Annotated in this window: 14 protein-coding genes and 1 riboswitch; of the genes, 6 read left to right on the plus strand and 8 right to left on the minus strand. The window is 61.3% G+C overall.

Annotated elements, in window-relative coordinates:
• Positions 1-7: 7 nt before the first annotated feature.
• A complete protein-coding gene (locus tag HW554_RS07165; protein ID WP_176907903.1) occupies positions 8-2,101 on the minus strand; it encodes a PP2C family protein-serine/threonine phosphatase in 2,094 nt (697 codons plus the stop codon).
• Positions 2,102-2,301: 200 nt separating this feature from the next.
• Complete coding sequence (guaB, locus tag HW554_RS07170; protein WP_176907904.1) at positions 2,302-3,774, minus strand: IMP dehydrogenase; 1,473 nt, start codon at positions 3,772-3,774, stop codon at positions 2,302-2,304.
• Positions 3,775-3,987: 213 nt separating this feature from the next.
• On the opposite strand from guaB, the gene HW554_RS07175 reads away from it, so the two are divergent.
• Positions 3,988-4,830, plus strand: coding sequence for an oxidoreductase (locus HW554_RS07175; protein WP_176907905.1), 843 nt, complete (start codon positions 3,988-3,990; stop codon positions 4,828-4,830).
• Positions 4,831-4,986: 156 nt separating this feature from the next.
• Here HW554_RS07175 and hrpB read toward each other — a convergent pair whose 3' ends face one another.
• Positions 4,987-7,515, minus strand: coding sequence for an ATP-dependent helicase HrpB (gene hrpB / locus HW554_RS07180; RefSeq protein WP_176907906.1), 2,529 nt, complete (start codon positions 7,513-7,515; stop codon positions 4,987-4,989).
• 177 nt (positions 7,516-7,692) lie between these two features.
• Positions 7,693-8,016, minus strand: a complete 324-nt coding sequence (locus tag HW554_RS07185) for a rhodanese-like domain-containing protein (protein ID WP_176907907.1) — start codon at positions 8,014-8,016, stop codon at positions 7,693-7,695.
• A gap of 107 nt (positions 8,017-8,123) precedes the next feature.
• On the opposite strand from HW554_RS07185, the gene pnuC reads away from it, so the two are divergent.
• The 4 genes from pnuC (at position 8,124) to HW554_RS07205 (ending at position 10,774) form a co-directional block, all read left to right on the plus strand.
• Positions 8,124-8,750, plus strand: coding sequence for a nicotinamide riboside transporter PnuC (gene pnuC / locus HW554_RS07190; RefSeq protein WP_176907908.1), 627 nt, complete (start codon positions 8,124-8,126; stop codon positions 8,748-8,750).
• Positions 8,751-8,815: 65 nt separating this feature from the next.
• Positions 8,816-9,370 (plus strand): AAA family ATPase, encoded by a 555-nt coding sequence (locus HW554_RS07195; protein WP_176907909.1) that lies wholly within the window; start codon positions 8,816-8,818, stop codon positions 9,368-9,370.
• A gap of 104 nt (positions 9,371-9,474) precedes the next feature.
• Complete coding sequence (locus HW554_RS07200) at positions 9,475-10,353, plus strand: aldose 1-epimerase family protein (RefSeq protein ID WP_176907910.1); 879 nt, start codon at positions 9,475-9,477, stop codon at positions 10,351-10,353.
• The gene (locus HW554_RS07205) at positions 10,346-10,774 is read left to right on the plus strand and encodes a GNAT family N-acetyltransferase (protein WP_176907911.1); all 429 of its coding nucleotides are present in this window, start codon (positions 10,346-10,348) and stop codon (positions 10,772-10,774) included. The genes HW554_RS07200 and HW554_RS07205 overlap by 8 nt, the downstream gene beginning before the upstream one ends.
• 148 nt (positions 10,775-10,922) lie before the next feature.
• On the opposite strand, the gene HW554_RS07210 is transcribed toward HW554_RS07205, so the two are convergent.
• Positions 10,923-11,132 (minus strand): hypothetical protein, encoded by a 210-nt coding sequence (locus tag HW554_RS07210; RefSeq protein ID WP_176907887.1) that lies wholly within the window; start codon positions 11,130-11,132, stop codon positions 10,923-10,925.
• Positions 11,133-11,393: 261 nt separating this feature from the next.
• Positions 11,394-11,504, plus strand: a riboswitch (TPP riboswitch).
• A 61-nt stretch (positions 11,505-11,565) separates the two neighbouring features.
• On the opposite strand from HW554_RS07210, the gene HW554_RS07215 reads away from it, so the two are divergent.
• Complete coding sequence (locus tag HW554_RS07215; RefSeq protein WP_176907912.1) at positions 11,566-14,037, plus strand: TonB-dependent receptor; 2,472 nt, start codon at positions 11,566-11,568, stop codon at positions 14,035-14,037.
• 86 nt (positions 14,038-14,123) lie between these two features.
• Here HW554_RS07215 and HW554_RS07220 read toward each other — a convergent pair whose 3' ends face one another.
• From HW554_RS07220 to HW554_RS07230, 3 genes are all read right to left on the minus strand, one after another.
• Positions 14,124-15,863, minus strand: coding sequence for an APC family permease (locus HW554_RS07220; protein ID WP_176907913.1), 1,740 nt, complete (start codon positions 15,861-15,863; stop codon positions 14,124-14,126).
• Positions 15,864-16,049: 186 nt separating this feature from the next.
• Positions 16,050-16,730 (minus strand): potassium channel family protein, encoded by a 681-nt coding sequence (locus tag HW554_RS07225; protein ID WP_176907914.1) that lies wholly within the window; start codon positions 16,728-16,730, stop codon positions 16,050-16,052.
• A gap of 37 nt (positions 16,731-16,767) precedes the next feature.
• The gene (locus tag HW554_RS07230; protein WP_176907915.1) at positions 16,768-18,588 is read right to left on the minus strand and encodes a TrkH family potassium uptake protein; all 1,821 of its coding nucleotides are present in this window, start codon (positions 18,586-18,588) and stop codon (positions 16,768-16,770) included.
• Positions 18,589-18,875: the final 287 nt, after the last annotated feature.

The following is an 18,875-nucleotide window of genomic DNA, read 5'->3' on the forward strand; positions in this document are numbered from 1 at the left end:
AGCTACGTTAAAGCCCGGCTTCGGGTTGGGCCGATCGGAATTTAATCACCAGCAGGGTCTGGTCGTCGTGCATGGGCTGGCCCTTGGTGAACTCGTGTAAGTCGGCCAGGATGTGGGCCTTAATGTGTTCGGCGTCGAGGTAATACGATTCTTCCAACATCCGCTGCAAACGCTCTTCCCCGTACTCATCCTGGGCTGCGTCGCGGGCTTCCACGATGCCGTCGGTGTAAATCACCATCACGTCGCCGGGGTTGTAGTCGTAAAACTGGTTCTTGATGTGCTTCTCGTACCCATCGTGCCGGATAATGCCCAGCCCCAGCCCGGGCGTCTGGAAGTACGATACTTCTTCCTTAATGGAGTGATAGTAGAGCGTGTGGCAGTGGCCGGCCCGGGCAAACACGAAGCCGCCGTGCTCATAATCAATGATGTAGAGCGAGGCCGTAATGAAGGCCGATTTTTCGAGGCAGCGGCCCAGCGCATCGTTGGCCTGGGTCATGAACTGGCTGGGTACCGGGTATTTCTCCCGCTCGTTGCGCGCCAGGGGGTTTTCCTGCATCAGCGCATGGAAAATGCCCTTCATCTGGGCCACATGGAAGGCCGCCGTTACGCCCTTGCCGCTCACGTCGCCGATGAGTACGGCCAGCCGCCGGCCCGGCAGGTGCAGGAAGTCGTAGAAGTCGCCGCCTACTTCGGTGGCAGCCACCGCATAGGAGCTGATTTCAAACCAGTTATCAATCGGCAGGTTCTTCGGAATGAGGCTGTCCTGCACGGCCGAGGCAATCTTGAGCTCGTCCTGCACGCGCTGGGTGCGCATGGAAGCCTGAATGAGTTGCAGGTTTTCGATGCTGAGTACCGTTTGGCTGGCAAAGGTTTGGAGGATGCTCAGGCTTTCGCGGTCGAAGGCCTGTACCGGCTGCTGGAGCAGGTAAATGTTGCCGTACTGCCGCTTGCTGGAGCTGAGCGGCATCACCATCAGCGAGCCGAAAGGAAGCTGCAGCCGGCCGAAGCTACCGCCCGACAGGTCGTTGTTGAAGTACTCGAGGTTGCCCAGATTAAACTCGGCCAGCGTACTGCGGATGGCGCTGCCCTGATTGGCGGGCAGCTGGTAGAAGAGGTTGTGTTGGTCGTCTTCGTCGGTAGCTTCGATATGTAGCCAAGCCGCATCGGCGCCGGTTGTCTGGATGGCCGAATCGAAGAACATCTGGTACACCTCGTCCGTCGTCTGGCCCCGCTGAATGAGCTGGGTGAGGCGCTGCATACTCAGAATTTCTTCGCGCTTCTGCTCGAATACGCCTGCGGTGGGCAGGTTGAACAGGGTTACCAGCAGGCCCATAAGCGCATAAAAAGTGGCGAAGAAGGCGTTGAGTAGCAGAAAGGCATTCTGAGGAGCGGGCCCTACCAAGCGGAAACCGAGCCGGGTATCCAGAAAGTAGGCCACGAATATGCCCATCACCCCAATAATGGCCAGCTGCAGCAGTACGGCCTCCAGCTTCTGGCGGCGGCTGAGGTAAGCTACCCACTTCTGACGGCCGCTCAGGTAGGCCCCAAAGGCAGCCAACACGCCCAGCACCGCCGCCGACAGAGCCGCAGGGGGAGCGTAAGGCAGCAGGCGCAATAGCAGGGTGGCACCCAGCAGCAGTTCAAAGGCTACCCATTGCCGTTGCAGGCGCTCGGAACCCCGAAACATCATCAATGCCCGCCAGGCATAGTTGGTGCGGGCCAGCAGCAGCACAAAGAGCCCAACATTGAGCGTATAGAATATAGTGTGCAGTACCGAGCCGTTAGCAAAGCCGGGTAGCAATAGTTGCAGCAGCTGGTGCAGTACCACGCTGCCTACTGCCAGCAGTGCCGGGCCCAGCAGCAACCGTTGCAACAGCCCGATAAAATCAACTCCGCGCAGGCGCTCGGGCGATTTCCGCTCGTACAGAAAAACAATGCCCGTAAACAGTGCCTGCAAAACCAGAATCAGTCCGGCCGGAGGAGAAAGAGATACCCCAACAAGGCCCGGATGAGCATAGAGCAGCGCGGCGGCCAGCAACGCCAGCCAGCTTAGCAGCACGGCAATACCCAGCAAGGAAAAAGGCTTCCTAAGAACAGCCATGCAGACAAAGTAAGGAAAAGCCAACCCAGGCAAAGAGCGCGGCGGCAGTAAACAGGAGGCCAAGATACGCGGCCCGTTAATAACAGGCTACTTCCGGCCAGATTGAGTGGCATTATACCCAGGTTGCCAGATGGTTAATAAAGCGAGTACCCCGGAAGCAGCGCCCCGGGGTACTCGCCTGGATAGCCAATCGACTTTTTCTAGCGGCTGCTGTAGTTCGGCGACTCGCGGGTAATCTGCACGTCGTGGGGATGCGACTCGCGCAGGCCGGCCCCGGTGATGCGCACGAAGCGGGCGGTTTGCAGCACTTCAATGGTGGCGGCACCGCAGTAGCCCATGCCGGCGCGCAGGCCGCCCGCGAGCTGGTAGAGCACTTCGGCGGCCAGCCCTTTGTAGGGTACGCGGCCCACAATGCCCTCGGGCACGAGCTTCTTCACGTCGTCCTCGGCATCCTGGAAGTAGCGGTCTTTGCTGCCTTCCTCCATGGCTTCTACCGAGCCCATGCCGCGGTAGCCCTTGTATTTGCGGCCCTCGAACAGCGTCATTTCGCCGGGGGCTTCGTCGGTGCCGGCCAGCAGCGAGCCAATCATCACGGTGCTGGCACCGGCCGCCAGGGCCTTCACCACGTCGCCCGAGTACTTGATGCCGCCGTCGGCAATAACCGGTACGCCGGTACCTTCGAGGCCACGGGCGGCTTCGAGCACCGCCGAAAGCTGGGGTACGCCAATGCCGGCCACAATGCGGGTAGTACAGATGCTGCCCGGCCCTACGCCCACTTTCACGGCGTCGGCACCGGCATCGGCCAGGGCGCGGGCTCCCTCGGCGGTGGCCACGTTGCCGGCAATAATCTGCAGGTCGGGGAACTGCTGCCGGAGGCTGCGCACGGCGTCGAGTACGCCTTTGCTGTGGCCGTGGGCCGTGTCCAGGCTCACGACATCTACGCCGGCTTCCAACAGGGCGGCTACGCGCTCCATCAGGTCGGCCGTAACGCCCAGGGCAGCACCTACCAGCAGGCGGCCCAGCTCGTCTTTGCAGGCGTTGGGCGTGCGGCGGCGCTTGCGGATGTCTTTGTAGGTGATAAGGCCCACCAGCCGGCCTTCCACATCGATAACCGGCAGCTTCTCGACTTTGGAATCCTGCAGAATCTCTTCGGCGGCGGCCAGCTCGGTGCCGGCCTTAGCCGTTACGAGCGGCGTGGCGGTCATCACCTCACTCACCGACCGCGTCATGTCCTTCTCAAAGCGCAGGTCGCGGTTGGTCAAAATGCCTTTGAGGTGGCGCTGCTCATCGATAATGGGAATACCACCGATGTTGTGCTCGCGCATCAGCTGCTTGGCCTCGGCCAGGGTGGCAGTTTCGGTGAGCGTGAACGGATCGAGGATCATACCGCTCTCCGAACGCTTCACGCGGCGCACGAGCTCGGCCTGCGCCTTGATGCTCATGTTCTTGTGAATGATGCCAATGCCGCCTTCCTGGGCCAGAGCAATGGCCATTTCGGCCTCGGTTACGGTGTCCATGGCCGCCGAAACGAAAGGCAGCTGCAGGCGAATACGACGGGTAAGGGGGGCGCCGGTGTCAACGTCGCGGGGCAACACCTCGGAGTAGCCGGGCAGCAGCAGCACATCGTCGTAGGTCAGGGCCTCGAAGGCAATTTTGGCGGCGTGGTCGGCCATGGCAACAAGAGAGTTAGAAGGTGGCTTGTTGCAGGTCAAAGTTAGGGCGTAAAGTTGGTTTCCGGGTTATGGTCCAGCTTGCTTTTCGCGGAATGCCCTCAAATAAGCCGCAGTCGGGCCTGGGCCGCACATTCTAAAACCCCCGGCCCGCTCTTGCAGTTATAAGCCCCAACCGCGCCGGATTGGTGCGGCCTTACTTAGCTACTCTAACCTATGGCAACTACCAAAAACTGGTTTATTACCGGCGTCAGTTCCGGATTCGGCGCCTCTCTGGCCGACTTGCTCCTCGAAAAAGGCGACAAAGTGGCCGCCACTTTCCGCAAGCAGGAGCAGGCCGACGAGTTCACCAAAAAGGCCAACGGCCAGGGCCACGGTTTCGTGATGGAAGTGACCAACGAAGCCCAGGTTAAAAAAGCCATTGCTGATGCCATCAAGCAGCTAGGCCACCTCGATGTTATCGTAAACAACGCCGGCTACGGCTCGCTGGGCAGCATCGAAGAAATCGATGCCGAAGAAGTACACCGCCAGTTCGACGTGAACGTATTCGGGCCGCTACACGTGCTACGGGCTGTGCTGCCCCATTTGCGCGAGCGGAAAAGTGGCCACGTACTCAACATCACCAGCATCGGCGGCCTGAAAACCTTCCCCGGCGTGGGCGTGTACAACGCCAGCAAGTTTGCTCTCGAAGCCATCGGCGAAAGCCTGGCCCAGCAGGTGAAACCACTCGGCATCAAAGTCACCAATATCGAGCCCAGCGGGTTCCGCACCGAATGGGCTGGCGCCTCGGCCACCTACGTTGATACCAATATTGAGGACTACCGTAGCACCGTGGGCGAAAACCTCAAAGGCATCCAGAGCTATAGCGGTAACCAGCCCGGCGACCCCGACCGCGCCGCCCAGATCATGTACGACCTCGTGCACGCTGAGGGTGACGCACCCCTGCACCTGCCCCTGGGCAAGGCCGCCGTTAAAGGCGCCCGCGAGAAGTTCACCGGCCTTATAAAAGAGCTGTCCGAAGTGGAAGAAACCGGTAATTCGGCCGACTTCCCAAGCTAGATTTCTAGGCTTAGCAGAACGGCATCCAGAGCGAAGCGAAGAATCTCGCGTGAGTCGTTGAACAACAATCGTTGTAACGATTCACGCGAGATTCTTCGCTTTGCTCTGAATGCCGTTCGTATTTTCTACTGACTACTGACTACTGACTACTGACTACTAAAGCCCGTTCTGCTTTTTGGTGCCGCGCACGGCCTGGGCTTCAAGCGGGTTTTCGGGCCAGTAGTGCTTGGGGTAGCGGCCGCGTAGGTCCTTGCGCACCTCGAAGTAAGAGCTGGTCCAGAAGCTGCGCAGGTCGCGCGTAACCTGGGCGGGGCGGTAGCCGGGCGAGAGCAGGTGCAGCGTGAGCGGCACCCGGCCGCCGCCTACCGTGGGCGTATCGAGCAGGCCGAACACTTCCTGCAGGCGCACTGCCAGTACCGGTGTTTCGGGCACTGTATAATCGAGGCGGATGCGTGAGCCGGTGGGCACTTCGAGGTGGGTAGGGGCGAGGCGGTCCAGCTCCTGGCGCTGGCTCCAGCCGTCCGGCAGCCGCCCCAGCAGTGCCTCGTGGAAGTCAATCCGGCCCAGTTCAGCCATGGACTTCACGCCTGTCAGGTAAGGGCCCAGCCAGTCGTCAAGTTCCGCCAGCAGTACTTCATCCGACACTTCGGGCCAGGTTGAGGGGAAATGATGGTGCATAAAGGCCAGCCGCTCGCGTAGCTGGGTGGCGGCCTCGCTCCAGGGCAAGCCGGCAATGCCGCCTGCCTGCACGGCCTCCAGCAAAGCCGCGGCCACCAGCGCCGGGTCGGGGTTGGGCAGGTTGATATCGGACAGCATCAGGGCCCCGAGGCGGCGCAGGCGGCGGGCCGTTACGCGGCCGGCGGCTTCGTCCCAGCGCACTTCGTCGCGGGTTTCAATCTGCTGTGCGAAATGCTCTTCCAGCTCGGCCCGGCTCAGGGGGGCGGCCAGGCTAGCGCGGGGCTGGGCGGTGTATCCATCGAGACTGGCCACGGCAAAAAACTGGTCCTGCTGCCCGAAATGCTCGGCTGGCAATGTGGCCCGCTGGCCGCTGCGCAGCCGTACCCGTTCGGGTGTTTCGCGCTGGGCCAGGCGGTCGGGGTAAGCCAGGGCGGCCAGCAGCCCGGCCGCGTCGGGCTCAATTTCGCCTTTGGCTCCGGCCCGCTGGCGGAGCACGGCCGCCGCCTCGCGCACCCGGCGCAGGCCGGCCGCATCGGGCAACAGGCCGGGCAGCGGGGCGCGGCCGGTGTGCAGGGCTTCGAGGCGCAGGCGTAGATCGGGCGGGCCGAACGAGCCGTCGGCGGGGCGCAGAATGTCGCGCTCGGTGAGCAAGGCGGCCAGCGCGCAGGCCGTGGCCCCGTGCCCGATTTGCTGACCCCGGGCTACCAGGTGCGCCAAGCGTGGGGCCAGTCCCAGCCGGGCCAGGGCGCGGCCGTGGGCAGTGGGTGGCCCGGCCGGCGTAACAGCCTCCAGCCGCACCAGCAGTTCGCGGGCCTGGGCCAGCGCCGGGGCCGGCGGCGTATCCAGCCAGCGCAAACTATCGGCCGCGTACGCGCCCCACAACGCCAGTTCCAGGGCCAGCGGGCTCAGGTCGGCAGTCAGGATTTCGGGCGGCAGGTGCTGCGGTAGCTCCCGGAATTCGGCTTCGGTCCAGAGGCGGTAGCAGGTGCCGGGGCCGAGGCGGCCGGCGCGGCCCCGGCGCTGGTCGGCGGCCGCCTGGCTGGCTGGCTCGGTGCCCAGTGTGGTGAGGCCGGTGCGCGGCTCGAAGCGCGGAATCCGGGCGAAGCCGCCATCCACCACGATGCTCACGCCCTCAATGGTGAGGCTGGTTTCGGCAATGCTGGTGGCCAGCACCACCTTGCGGCGGCCGGCCGGGGCGGGGCGCAGTGCGGCGTCCTGCTGTTCAGCGGGCAGCTCGCCGTGCAGCGTATGGATGATAATATGGTCGGGCAGTGAGGCGAGCTTGGCGGCTACGCGGCGCTGGTCGGCCAGGCCGGGCAGAAACACGAGTACGTCGCCGGTGGGGTGGGCTTGCAGGGCCTCGCGCACGAGCACCGGCACGAGGTCTTGGAGCTTTTCGTGAGGGCGGCGCGAGGAGCTGGCGGCCCGCTGGGGGCTCAGGTAGTGGGTTTCAACCGGAAACATGCGGCCCAGGCTGCTCACGACTGGCGCGCCCAGCCAGCGGCCCAGCCGCTCGGCATCCAGCGTGGCCGACATGATCAGCAGGCGTAAATCGGGCCGCAAAACCTGCTGGGCATCGAGGGCCAGTGCTAGGCCGAGGTCGGCCTGCAGGCTGCGCTCGTGGAATTCGTCGAACAGCACGGCGGCCACACCTTCCAGAGAGGGGTCGTCTTGGAGCTGGCGTGTGAGGATGATTTCGGTGACGACTTCGATGCGGGTTCTCGCCGAAATCTTGCTTTCCAGCCGCATGCGGTAGCCGACGGTCTGGCCCACGGGCTCGCCCAGCAGCTGGGCCATGCGGGTGGCCGCCGCCCGCGCCGCCAGCCGCCGGGGCTCCAGCACGATTATTTTTTGGCCCGCGCACCAAGCCGCTTCCAGCAGCGCCAGCGGCACCAGCGTAGTTTTGCCCGCACCGGGCGGGGCCTGCAGCACGGCCACATGGTGGGTTTCGAGCGTGGCAAGCAGCTCGGGCAGGGCGGCGGTTATGGGCAGGTCGGGGAAGCGCATTTAGTTTGGTGCTGTTTGTCCTGGGCTGCGTAGATGGTTGATTATAAGAATCAAAAAAGGCGGTTATGCTGAGCGCAGCCGAAGCATCTCTACCGCTGCTCTACAACATTCAACAAAGCGGTAGAGATGCTTTGGCTGCGCTCAGCATAACCGCCCTATAACAACTGGTCACACTCCCTAATACAACGCCACCGAAGCATCCACGCGCCGGCTCCAGGCATCGATGCCGCCGCGCAGGTTCAGCAGGTTGGTGTGCTCGTGGCGGTGCTGCAGATAGGCCAGCGCCTGCATCGAGCGCACGCCGTGGTGGCAGATGAGCACCACCGGCCGGTCGTCGGGCACCTCGTCGGCGCGGGACGCCAGCTCGCCTAACGGAATCAAAATGCTGCCCTCGATGCGGCAGAAGGCGTACTCTTCGGGCTGGCGCACGTCGATGAGCTGGAGGTTTTCGCCGCTTTGCAGGCGGGCGTGCAGGGCTTCGGGCGTGAGTTCGGGCAGCATCAGGTAGGGGCTAAAAAGCGGTGTCAACCGTAAAATTACCCCGCCGCTGGTTAGCTTTGACCAATCGGCCCGCACGGCGCCGGCGCACTTCATCTGCTGAAACCGAATTGGAAGAACTGTTCAGACTCTGGACCGCCGCGGCCGGCAACGGCCCGCTCGAATGGGTGGCCGTCGTGACGGGCTTCGCCTGCGTGTGGCTGGCCGCTCGCGAATCGCTCTGGAATTTTCCGGTGGCCATTGTCAGCTGCGCGCTGTATGTGGTGGTGTACTCGGGGGCCACGCTGTACTCAGATGCCTTCCTGCAGGTGCTGTTTATCGGGCTGGCGGGGCTGGGCTGGTACCAGTGGCTGTATGGCGGGCGCAACCGCTCGGAGCTGCCCGTGACGCGCACGCCGGCCCGCGAGTGGGCGGGTTGTGCGGCTTTTGTGGCGGCCTATACGCTGGGCGTGGGCTACTACCTGCAGCACCACACCGATGCCGCGCTGCCCCACTGGGACGCCTTCACGACGGCCGGTAGCCTGGCCGGGCAGTTTCTGCTCATCCGCAAGCGCCTCGAAAACTGGCTTGTCTGGATGGTGGTTGATATCATCTACGTGCCCATTCTCTGGTATAAGCAGCTATACCCCACCAGCGCCCTATATGTGCTCTACCTCGGCCTGGCCGTGTATGGCTACCTGGAGTGGCGGCGGGCGCTGCGCCAGCACGCCATTCGCTCCGTTCCGCTTTCTACCTGACTTGCTATGAAACAACCGCTCTACTTCCTGCCAGCCGATTTTCCGTTTCGCGGAGCAGCCCGCTGATGCTGCGCGTTGCCCTCACCGGCCCCGAATCGACGGGCAAAACCACCTTGAGCCGCCTGCTGGCCGTGCACTACCACACGGCCTGGGCCCCCGAGTACGCCCGCGCCTACCTCACCGGCCGCGCCCCGGGCTACACGCTTTCCGACCTCGAAGATATTGCCCGCGGCCAGCTGCTGGCTGAGGAGCAGGCCGTAGCCGAGGCCCTACGCCTGGGCCGGCCGCTGGTGTTCTGCGACACCGATTTGCTGGTGATAAAAATATGGGCCGAGCACTCGTTCGGCTATTGCCCCGACTGGATTCTGCGCCGGATGGAGCAGCAGCAATATGGTCTGGTGCTGCTGCTGAACGTGGATTTGCCCTGGGAAGCCGACCCGTTGCGCGAGCATCCGCAGCACCGCAACCATTTTTATACCCTCTACCAGCGCGAACTCCGCGACCAACTGTCGAACTTTGCCGAAATCTGCGGCCCGCCCGCCCATCGTTTCGAGCAGGCCTGTTTCCACGTTGATGAGCTGCTTGGCCGTCAGCCCCGGCCCGACGAAGCGCCGGAGTAACTTTACGGGGCGGCTGCCGTTGTTTGCCCGGTAGCGGATCGGTTGGGGATGCTGGAATGATGAAATCGGCGCTATGCTTATCAGGGAATAAAACAGGTATTGCCATGATCCATACCCTCGAAAACGAGCACTGCCGCGTTCAGGTAAATACCCACGGGGCCGAGCTGATCAGCTTTGTGCGCCTGGAGGCGGCCGGCGAGCTGGAGTATATCTGGCAGGCCGACCCCGCCTACTGGGGCCGCCACGCGCCGGTGCTGTTTCCGGTGGTGGGCCGCTTGCCCGACAACCAGTACCGCCACCAGGGCCAGACCTACGAGCTGGGCCAGCACGGTTTCGCCCGCGACCGGGAGTTTGTGCTGCTGCACCGCAGCGAGTTCGAGCTGACGTTTGAGCTGCGCGACGATGCCGCCAGCCGGGTCGTGTATCCGTTTGGGTTTGCGCTGCGCATCAGCTACCGGCTGGCTGGCTCCACGCTCACGGTGGGCTGGGAGGTCGAAAACCCGGACTCTGCGGAACTGCTGTTCAGCATTGGGGCGCACCCGGCTTTCCGCTGCCCGCTGCTGCCCGGCGAAACGTTCGAGGACTACGAATTCGTTTTCGACCACCCCGTCAGCCTCGACCAGCACCTGCTGGAAAACGGCCTTTTTAGCGGCCGCACTACGCCGCTGTTGCGTCAGGAAACCGTGCTGCCACTTACCTACGCGCTATTTGCCCAAGATGCGCTGGTCTTTCAGCACTTCGATTTCACCAGTATCACGCTGCGCAGCCGGCGTTCGGGCCACAGCGTGCGGGCCCGTTTCGACGGCTTCCCGTATTTGGGCCTCTGGACGGCCGGCTCAGGTGCCGGGTTTGTCTGCATCGAGCCCTGGCACGGGCTGGCGGGCAGCGTGGGCGGCCCCGTCGAGCTGGCCGACAAGCAGGGCATGCTGCGCCTGAACGCCGGCCAGCAGTTTATCACTTCTTACAGTCTCACCGTTGCCTAATACCACCACTTCCGATATCACCATCCGGGCCATTTCGGCGGCCGATACCTACGAGCTGCGCCATAAGGTGCTATGGCCCGGCGAACCAATGGCCTACATTAAGCTGGGCAACGACGAAGCCGGATTGCACTTCGGCGCCTTCCGCAACGGCAAACTGGTTTCGGTTGTCTCGCTGTTTATTGATGGCAGCGTGGCCCGGTTCCGCAAGTTTGCCACCCGGCCCGACTGTCAGGGCCAGGGTATCGGCTCGCAGCTGCTACGCCACGTTATCAACGAAGCACGGCGCCACGGCGCCCGCCGCCTGTGGTGCGACGCCCGCGCCCGCAACGAGGCTTTCTACCGCGCTTTCAAGTTGGAGCCCGAAGGCAACCGCATATACCGCGGCACCGAGCCGTATATTCTGATGGCCAGGGACTTGTAGTATAAGGGGGGGGTTGGAAGTCAAAAAAGCACGTCATTCAGAGCGAAGCGAAGAATCTCGCGTGAATCGTTACAACGGTTGTTGTTCAACGATTCACGCGAGATTCTTCGCTTCGCTCTGAATGACGTGCTTTCCTAATCCCTAATCCCTAATCCCTAATCACCGGGCGGCGGTTGTATTCGGGCTCCCAGTCGTTTATGGGGCGCGAGATGCCCGGGGGCAGGTCGAAATCGGGTAGCCCATCGTCGATAGGTTCGCCGCCGCCACTGTCGTCGTCGTTGCCGGGAGCCGGGGGCTGGCGCAGGCGACGGCTGGGCATCAGCAACACGAAAGCGGCGAAAATAAGCGCGGCAAGCATATACAGAAGGCTGGGAGCGGACATGGCGCGGGAGGTTGAAGAGAGGCAGGTAGAGCTCCGGAACCGGACGAATTGTTTACTGCAACGGGCAGTGGCCCCGGCTTGTTTTTAGCGTGCCCGGGTTTTCGGCCGGGCTGCCGCAGCGGGCGGGGCGTATTTCTAAGATAACTGATTGTCAGTAGAAAACGAAGCCGCCCGCCTTTTTTGCATCGTTCGGCCGCGTCTGGCCCGCCGGAACCAGATTTAGTGGCGTACCTTCGCCGCACAGTTTAGGGGTGCCCCAAGCTACGCGAGTAGCAATAAGGCTGAGATCATACCCATTGAACCTGATCCGGGTAATGCCGGCGAAGGGAACAAACGATCCGCGAGCGAAACACCCACGGGGGCCGACCCCTGGCCCTGGGTACGTTCCACTTTTTCTATTTTTTCACTTTTGAAAAAAGTACTAACCACCGGACTAACCCTGTTGGGGCTATCGTCTGGCGTGGCCTGGGCCCAGGGGCCCGTGGCCGGCACCATTACCGATGCCCGTAGCGGCCAGCCGCTGCCGGGCGCCACCGTACTGCTCGACGGCACACCCAGCGGCACCACCGATGCAGCCGGCGCTTTCAGCCTGGCCGTCGTGCCGGCCGGCCGGCACGAGCTGCGCATCACGTTTGTGGGCTACGAAACCTTTGTGCAGGCCCTGCAAGGGCAGGCCGAGGCCCAGCGCGTAGCGGCCCGGCTGCAGCCCGGCGGGGTGCTCACCGGCGATGCGCTCGTAACGGCCCAGCGCGCCTCCGACCGCACCGCCACGGCCTACACCAACCTGGGCAAGCAGGATATTGCCAAGCGTAACTTCGGCCAGGATCTGCCCTATCTGCTCGATCAGACGCCTTCGGTGGTGGTTACGTCGGATGCCGGGGCGGGCGTGGGCTACACCGATATCCGCATCCGGGGCACGAGCAACACGGGCATCAACATGACCATCAACGGCATTCCGCTGAATGATGCGGAGTCGCACGGCTCGTTTCTGGTAAACCTGCCCGATTTATCCTCCTCCATCAGCTCCATCCAGATTCAGCGGGGCGTGGGCACGAGCCAGAATGGCGGCGCGGCTTTCGGGGCCAGCCTCAACATCTCTACCCTCGACAATCGCGCCGAGGCCTACGGTGAAACCAGCAACTCCTACGGCTCCTTCAACACCTGGAAAAACACGGCCCAGTTTGGTACCGGTTTGCTGGGAAAGCACTTCACGGTTGACGGCCGTCTCTCGCGCATCAGCACCGACGGTTACATGAACCGGGCGTCTTCCGACCTGAAATCATACTACCTGGCTGCCGGCTACCAGGGCAAATCTACGCAGGTGAAGTTCATCACTTTCTCGGGCCGTGAGAAAACCTACCAGGCCTGGAACGGTGTGCCCGAACCCGCCATTACCGGCGACGCGGCCCTGCTGCAGCAGTTTATTGATAACGGCGAACTGAGCCCCGCCGATGCCGACCGGCTGCGCCGTGAGGGCCGCCGTTATAGCTCGTACACCTACGACAACCAGACCGATAACTACCAGCAGAACCACTACCAGCTGCACCTCTCACAGGGTTTTGGCGAGGATTGGAGCCTGGGCGCAGCTCTGCACCTGACCCGCGGCCTGGGTTACTACGAAAGCTTCCGCGCCAACCGCAAGCTGGCCAACTACCAGCTGCCCGATGTAACGCTCGGCGACACCACCATTAAGCGTACCGACCTGATCGACCGCAAGTACCTCGACAACTACTTCTACGGAGGCACTTTCGCGCTCAATTACCAACCCAAGGCCAATGACCGGCTACAGGCGACGGTAGGCGGGGCCTGGAACCGCTTCATCAACGACCACTACGGCGAAATTATCTGGGCCCGGTATGCTTCCACGGGCAGCATCCGCCAGCGCTACTATTTCAACGACGCCACCAAAACCGACTATAACGCCTACGCCCGCGCCACCTGGCAGCTGCTGCCCAAACTCGGGGTGTACGCCGATGTACAGGTGCGCCACATCGACTACGCCATTGACGGGCTCGAAGACGACCAGAACGACGTGCGCACCCGTGCCCGCTACACCTTCGTCAACCCCAAGGCTGGCGCCACGTTTGCGGTGGCCGAAGGCCAGCAGCTTTACGCCAGCTTCGCGGTGGGCCAGCGCGAGCCGGTGCGCTCCGATTTCACCGACCGCCCCGCCGGCGACGCGGGCGCCCAGGCCGAGCGTCTGCACGACTTCGAGGGCGGCTACCGCTTCACCCAGCCCAATACCGACCTGCTGGGACCGAATACGTCGTTGCGCTTCGAGGCCAACTACTTCTACATGAACTACCGCAACCAACTGGTGTCGATTGGGCAGCTCAATGATGTGGGCACGCCGTTGCGTACCAACGTAACGCGCAGCTACCGGCGTGGCCTGGAGCTGACGGGCTTCGTGTCGGCCAACGACAAAATCAGCCTCAGCAGCACGATTACGCTGAGCCAGAACCGCATCCGGAACTATCAGGAAGCCACCACCGACAGCACTTTTGTTCTGCGTACCAGCACTATTTCCTACTCGCCCTCGGTTGTGTCGGCGCACACGCTGGAGGTGCAGCCGCTACGGGGTTTGCGGGCGGCATTGCTCTACAAAACCGTTAGCCGCCAATACCTCGATAATTCCACGAGCGAAGACCGCCGCATCAGCCCCTATCAGGTGCTTGATTTCCGGCTGCGTTACACTATCCGGCCCGTGTTTATCAAGGAAATCGAGCTGGGCCTGCTGGTAAACAACGTGCTCAACCGCCGTTATGTGGCCAACGGCTACACCTACGGCTACCCCGGCACCGACGGCCGCCAGCAAACTTTCAACTGGTACTTCCCGCAGGCCACCCGCAACTTCCTGGTATCAGTAGGGGCTAAATTCTAAATCATAGATGTTACAGACGGGGCCGATGCCGCAGATTCGTTGTCAGAACGAATCTGCGGCATCGGCCCCGTCTGTAACATCTGTGATCAAATGATCAGGCGCACCCCGCCCAGCTCGGAAATCTGGTAGGGAAACCGGTCGCCGGGGGAGCCGATGAACATGAAGTTTTTAGGCACGTTCCACTCGCGGGAGAGGCGGTCGATGAGCTCGGGGCCGAAGTGGCCGGGCATGGCTACGAAATCGACTCGGATTTCCTCGTAGGCCCGGTCGAGCACCTCAATATCGTTTACCAGATCCTGGGAGTATGATTCGCCGTCGCGAAGCAGCGTTACGATTTTGAGGCGGTTGGTAAACTCGTTTTCCACCACGTAGGCCATCACCTTGTTAAGGTTCGACACGTTGTCGCCCTTGGTGAAAAACACGAATTCCTGCTGATGCAGCTCGCGGGTGGCTTTTTGCACCTGCAGGCGGCTGAAGCGCGACATGCCCGGGTATTTATGGCCAAACGAGGTGACGGCGGCTAGAATCAGTTCCAAGATAGAGGCCCGGTTGAGCATAATGTAGACCACGGCCATCGAGGGCAGGAAGTACTGCAAAAACACGATGAGGTAGTCGGGGTGCAGCGTGATGTTGCCGTAGAGCGCTACCATAATGCTGATAAGCGCCACTGTAACCGTTAGAATGCCGGCGTACACCGGTCGGGGGAGGTTGGGGCGCTTGCTTTTGAGCAGGAAGTTGCCAAGCGCAAAAAAGGCCATTACCGACAGAAACGAGATGGTGTATACGCCTGAGAGCGGGCCCAGCTCGCCGTTGGTGATAAACAGCACCGACATGCACAGCAGGAAAAAGGTGATAAGAATCACGTAGTTGCTCTGGCGCTTGTTTTCCTTGAGGAAGAACTGGGGCAGAATGCGGTCTAGAGCCATGCGCTTCATCAGGCCGCTCACGCCCACAAAGCTCGTGAGTACAGCTCCGCTGAGTACGGCCACGGCATCAATAGAGATGAGTATCCCCAGCCAGCGGCCGCCGGTGGTGGTGCCCAGGTACGAGAGCAGGGTTTCGGTGTGTTCGCCCACCGTAGCCAGCGGCAGGACCGCAATGGCCAGAAAAGCAATGGCCGGGTTGAAGAAGCTCACGACTACCCACATGTTGCGCAACGTCTTCGAAAACACCCCAGGGCCTTGCTCCTCTACAAAATTGGCCGAGCTTTCGAAGCCCGAAATACCCAGCATGGCTGCGCTGAAACCGAAAAACAGGGCCGTAGTAATACTGCCGCCCGGTACCGGGGCCGAGAAGTTGAGCGATAAGGTGCTCAAATCGTGGGTTAGTAGAAACCAGATGGCCGCGCCCACCAGCAGCGTAAGCGAAACCAGGTGAGTAATGAAAATGGCCACAGCCACTTTCGCCGACTCGGACATACCCAGAATGGTAAGCGCCAGAAACAGTCCCAGCAGCCCCAGTGTGGACCCGATGATGGGGAGCCCTTCCCAGAGCGTGTGCAGGTAGTGCATGGCCTCGGAGGCCGAAATCACGGCCGTGGCCATGTACGACAGGATGGTGAGGCAGGCGGCCAGGGCGGCGTTGCGCTTGCTGGTGGTGTTAAGCAGTACGTTGTAGGCCCCGCCATTGAGGGGTAGCGCACCCACCACTTCGCCGTAAATTTTGCGGAACAGAAACAGCACCGCCGCTACAATCAGCAGGGCCACGAAGGCGTACTGGCCGGCGTAGGCAATGGCCAGAGCCGAAACGTAGAGGCAGGACGAAGAAATGTCGTTGCCGCAAATGGCGGTTGCTTCCAGTTCGGTTAGCTTTTTTTCGTGGCTCATAAAAGGGGGTAGGCGTAAGCTGAGGGAGTGGCAAACCGCGGGTGGCCGGGCAGAACCTGATTGCGGGGTTGAGGAATCCTGCTGCGGTGGCAGGCTGCCCTTGTACTCGTATGCCCGGGTTGTCGTTTTAAAACTGGCGCTGGGGCTCAAATTTAGCGGCCCGATGCGCTCCGCAGTGTCGGGTACTTACTGCAGTACTTTCCGGATGTCGTCCATCTTACCGAAAAGTACCATAATGTCGTCGACCAAAAAAACGGTGTCGGCGGCTACTACGCCAATGGCGGACGGCTTGGTTTGCGAGCGGCCGAACATGTTGGTGGCTTGCTTCTGCCGGATGATGGTGAGCACGTTGATGTTGTACTTCTGCCGAAAGTTGGCCTCCTGGATGGTGTGGCCCACGTAGCGGGCGGGCACCGTGGCCTGAATGATGTTGTAGTCCTCGGTCAGGTCCAGCGAGTCGAGAATACCTTTCATGTCGAGGCTTTTGGCCAGACGCTCGGCAAACTCGGTTTCCGGGCTCACAATCCGGTCAACGCCAATGGCCTCCAGCACCGTTTGGTGCAGGGGTGAAATAGCGCGCCCGATGATTTTTTTGACGCCCAGCTGCTTGAAGTTGGCCACGGCCATTACGGAGGCGCCAAAATCTTCCCCAATGCCTACCAGCACCATGTCGGTGTCTTTGAGCGGGAGCGTGGCCAGGGCCCGCTGGTCTTTGGCATCGAGGCACACGGTATGCGTAATCAGGTCTTTGAACTGGGTGACCTTGGCCATGTCGTTGTCCACCGAAATCACCTCGTGGCCCATGGCCGTGAGCTGCATCGATAAAGAAGCGCCGAAGTTGCCGAGGCCAATAATTATGTATTTCATGCGGTTTTGCTCAGCGAAAAGGTAAGTTCAGCAAAAGTTACGTGATGATGATATTTTCGGGGGGGTAGCGGTGGTTTAAGTCGTTTACCTTGCTTACCACGCCGGCAATGAGCGTAAACGTACCCACGCGGCCCAGGAACATTGTGATAATAATTACCAGCTTGCTGCCCGCTGCCAGCTCGCTGGTTACGTTCAGGCTGAGGCCGGTGGTGCTGTAGGCCGAAAACACCTCAAACGCCACCTTTACAATCGGAATATCCGGGTTAAAATACGCAACTGAGAGCGTAGCCACCCCAATAACCAGCGCCGAGAGCATCATCACGGCAAACGCCTGCTGCACCGACTTACTGGGCACGTGCCGCCCGAAAACATCCAGCCGCTCCTTGCCGCGGGCAATGCTGGCAATGTTGAGGAAAGCCAGGGCGAAGGTGGTGGTTTTGATGCCGCCGCCTGTGGAGCCCGGCGAGGCTCCAATCCACATCAGCAGCAGGTAAATGAGCACGATTGGGGTGCTTAGCTGCGCCATATCCACGGTGTTGAAGCCGGCGGTGCGGGGTGTAACGCTCCCGAATAGCGCCGTTACGAGCTTACCGAATCCTGAGTGCTCGCGCAGGGTGTTATTGTACTCAAAAACGCCATACAGCACCGTGCCGCCTACCAGCAGAATGGCGGTAGTAAGCAGCACCAGCTTGGTATTTACGCTGATAATACGCGGCACGTACACGTACCGCTCGCGGCGTACCAGCTGCCGCCAGCGGCTAAGGCTCCTTTCGCGCAGGTAGCGGTACAGGTTGAAGATGATCGGAAAGCCAATGCCGCCAACCACAATCAGGGCGATGATAACCAGCTGAAAGGGGTAGTTGAAGCGAAAGCCGCTGTTGTACAGGCCCCCGGGCAGGGTAGAGAAACCCGCGTTGCAAAAGGCCGATACGGAGTGGAAAACGGCCAGCCCCATCCGGTCGGACAGGTGCGGGACAGCGGCCGGGCTGATGGACGCGTAAATCAGCCCGGCCCCGATAAACTCCACCAGAAACGTGATGCCCACAATGCTGCCAATGGTGCGCATGGTGTTACCGATACTTTCCTCATTCACCAGTCCCTGCATGAAAAGCTGGTTCTGGAACGACGAGGAACGTTGGAAAAACAGCGTCAGGAAGCTCGTGAACGTCATGATACCCAGGCCACCCAGCTGAATGAGCATCAGGATAACGGTTTTGCCGAAGGTGGTGAAATACGTGGCCGGATCCACGGTAGCCAGGCCGGTAACGCACACCGCGCTGGTCGAGATGAGCAGGGCATCGAGGGGCGGAATGCCTTGTACCGTGGCGCGGGGCAGCAGCAGCAGCCCCGCCCCCAGCAGAATAAGCAGTACGAAACTGCCGATAAACAGCAGCGCCGGGTTGTAGCGCAGGCGGTAAATGGTAAGCGAGCGGCGCGAAAGCTCGATCAGGAATATATACAGCAGCACACCCAGCACCAGAAAGCCCCGATCGACGAAGCGCCCCAATACCGTACTGTGATAGAAGAACTGTTCGGGAAAGAAGCTCAAAAAAGCCCCGCAGGCCGCCAGCAGGATAAGCCCGAACTCGACCATCACCCACCCCCTGGGCACCCCCGCCCGGTTGAGCAGGAATAACCGCAGCACCAGCACCACCACCAGAACCAGTGTGTAGCCTCCGTAGAAAACCGAAAATGCCTGCTCGGCCGCCGCTGCCTGCGCAAACCCCAGGTCGTATACAAAAATCAGTAGCCCTGCCAGGCTCAGGTAAAACAGCGTAGCATCGGCCCGGCTGAGTAGCTGGGGGCGATGCTCCTGCAGACGGTCCTGAAAACGTTTACTTAGCGTAGGAGGGAGCATTGGGCGAGGGAAAGAAGCCGGTTAAAAAGGTAAGCATCTGCCTGCCGAAGCATGACATTCGCTCAAGTTCTTAGGCACTTCCTGTAATAGCTTCAAAACAAAGGTAGTGGGGCCGGCTTACGGACGCTGGCGCATCAGAAGAGCCTTTGCTGCTATGAGCAACGCGCTGGGGTCGGGTAGGCGCTACGCAGATCAGCGACAGAAAGATGAGGAATGAATTTAGGATGTGCCGGAACCCGCTTGCTGGTAGGCTGTTCTGTTAATGAATCGGGCTGAGCACACGAATA

It is taken from the genome of Hymenobacter lapidiphilus (genome assembly GCF_013377885.1).
GTDB lineage: Bacteria > Bacteroidota > Bacteroidia > Cytophagales > Hymenobacteraceae > Hymenobacter > Hymenobacter lapidiphilus.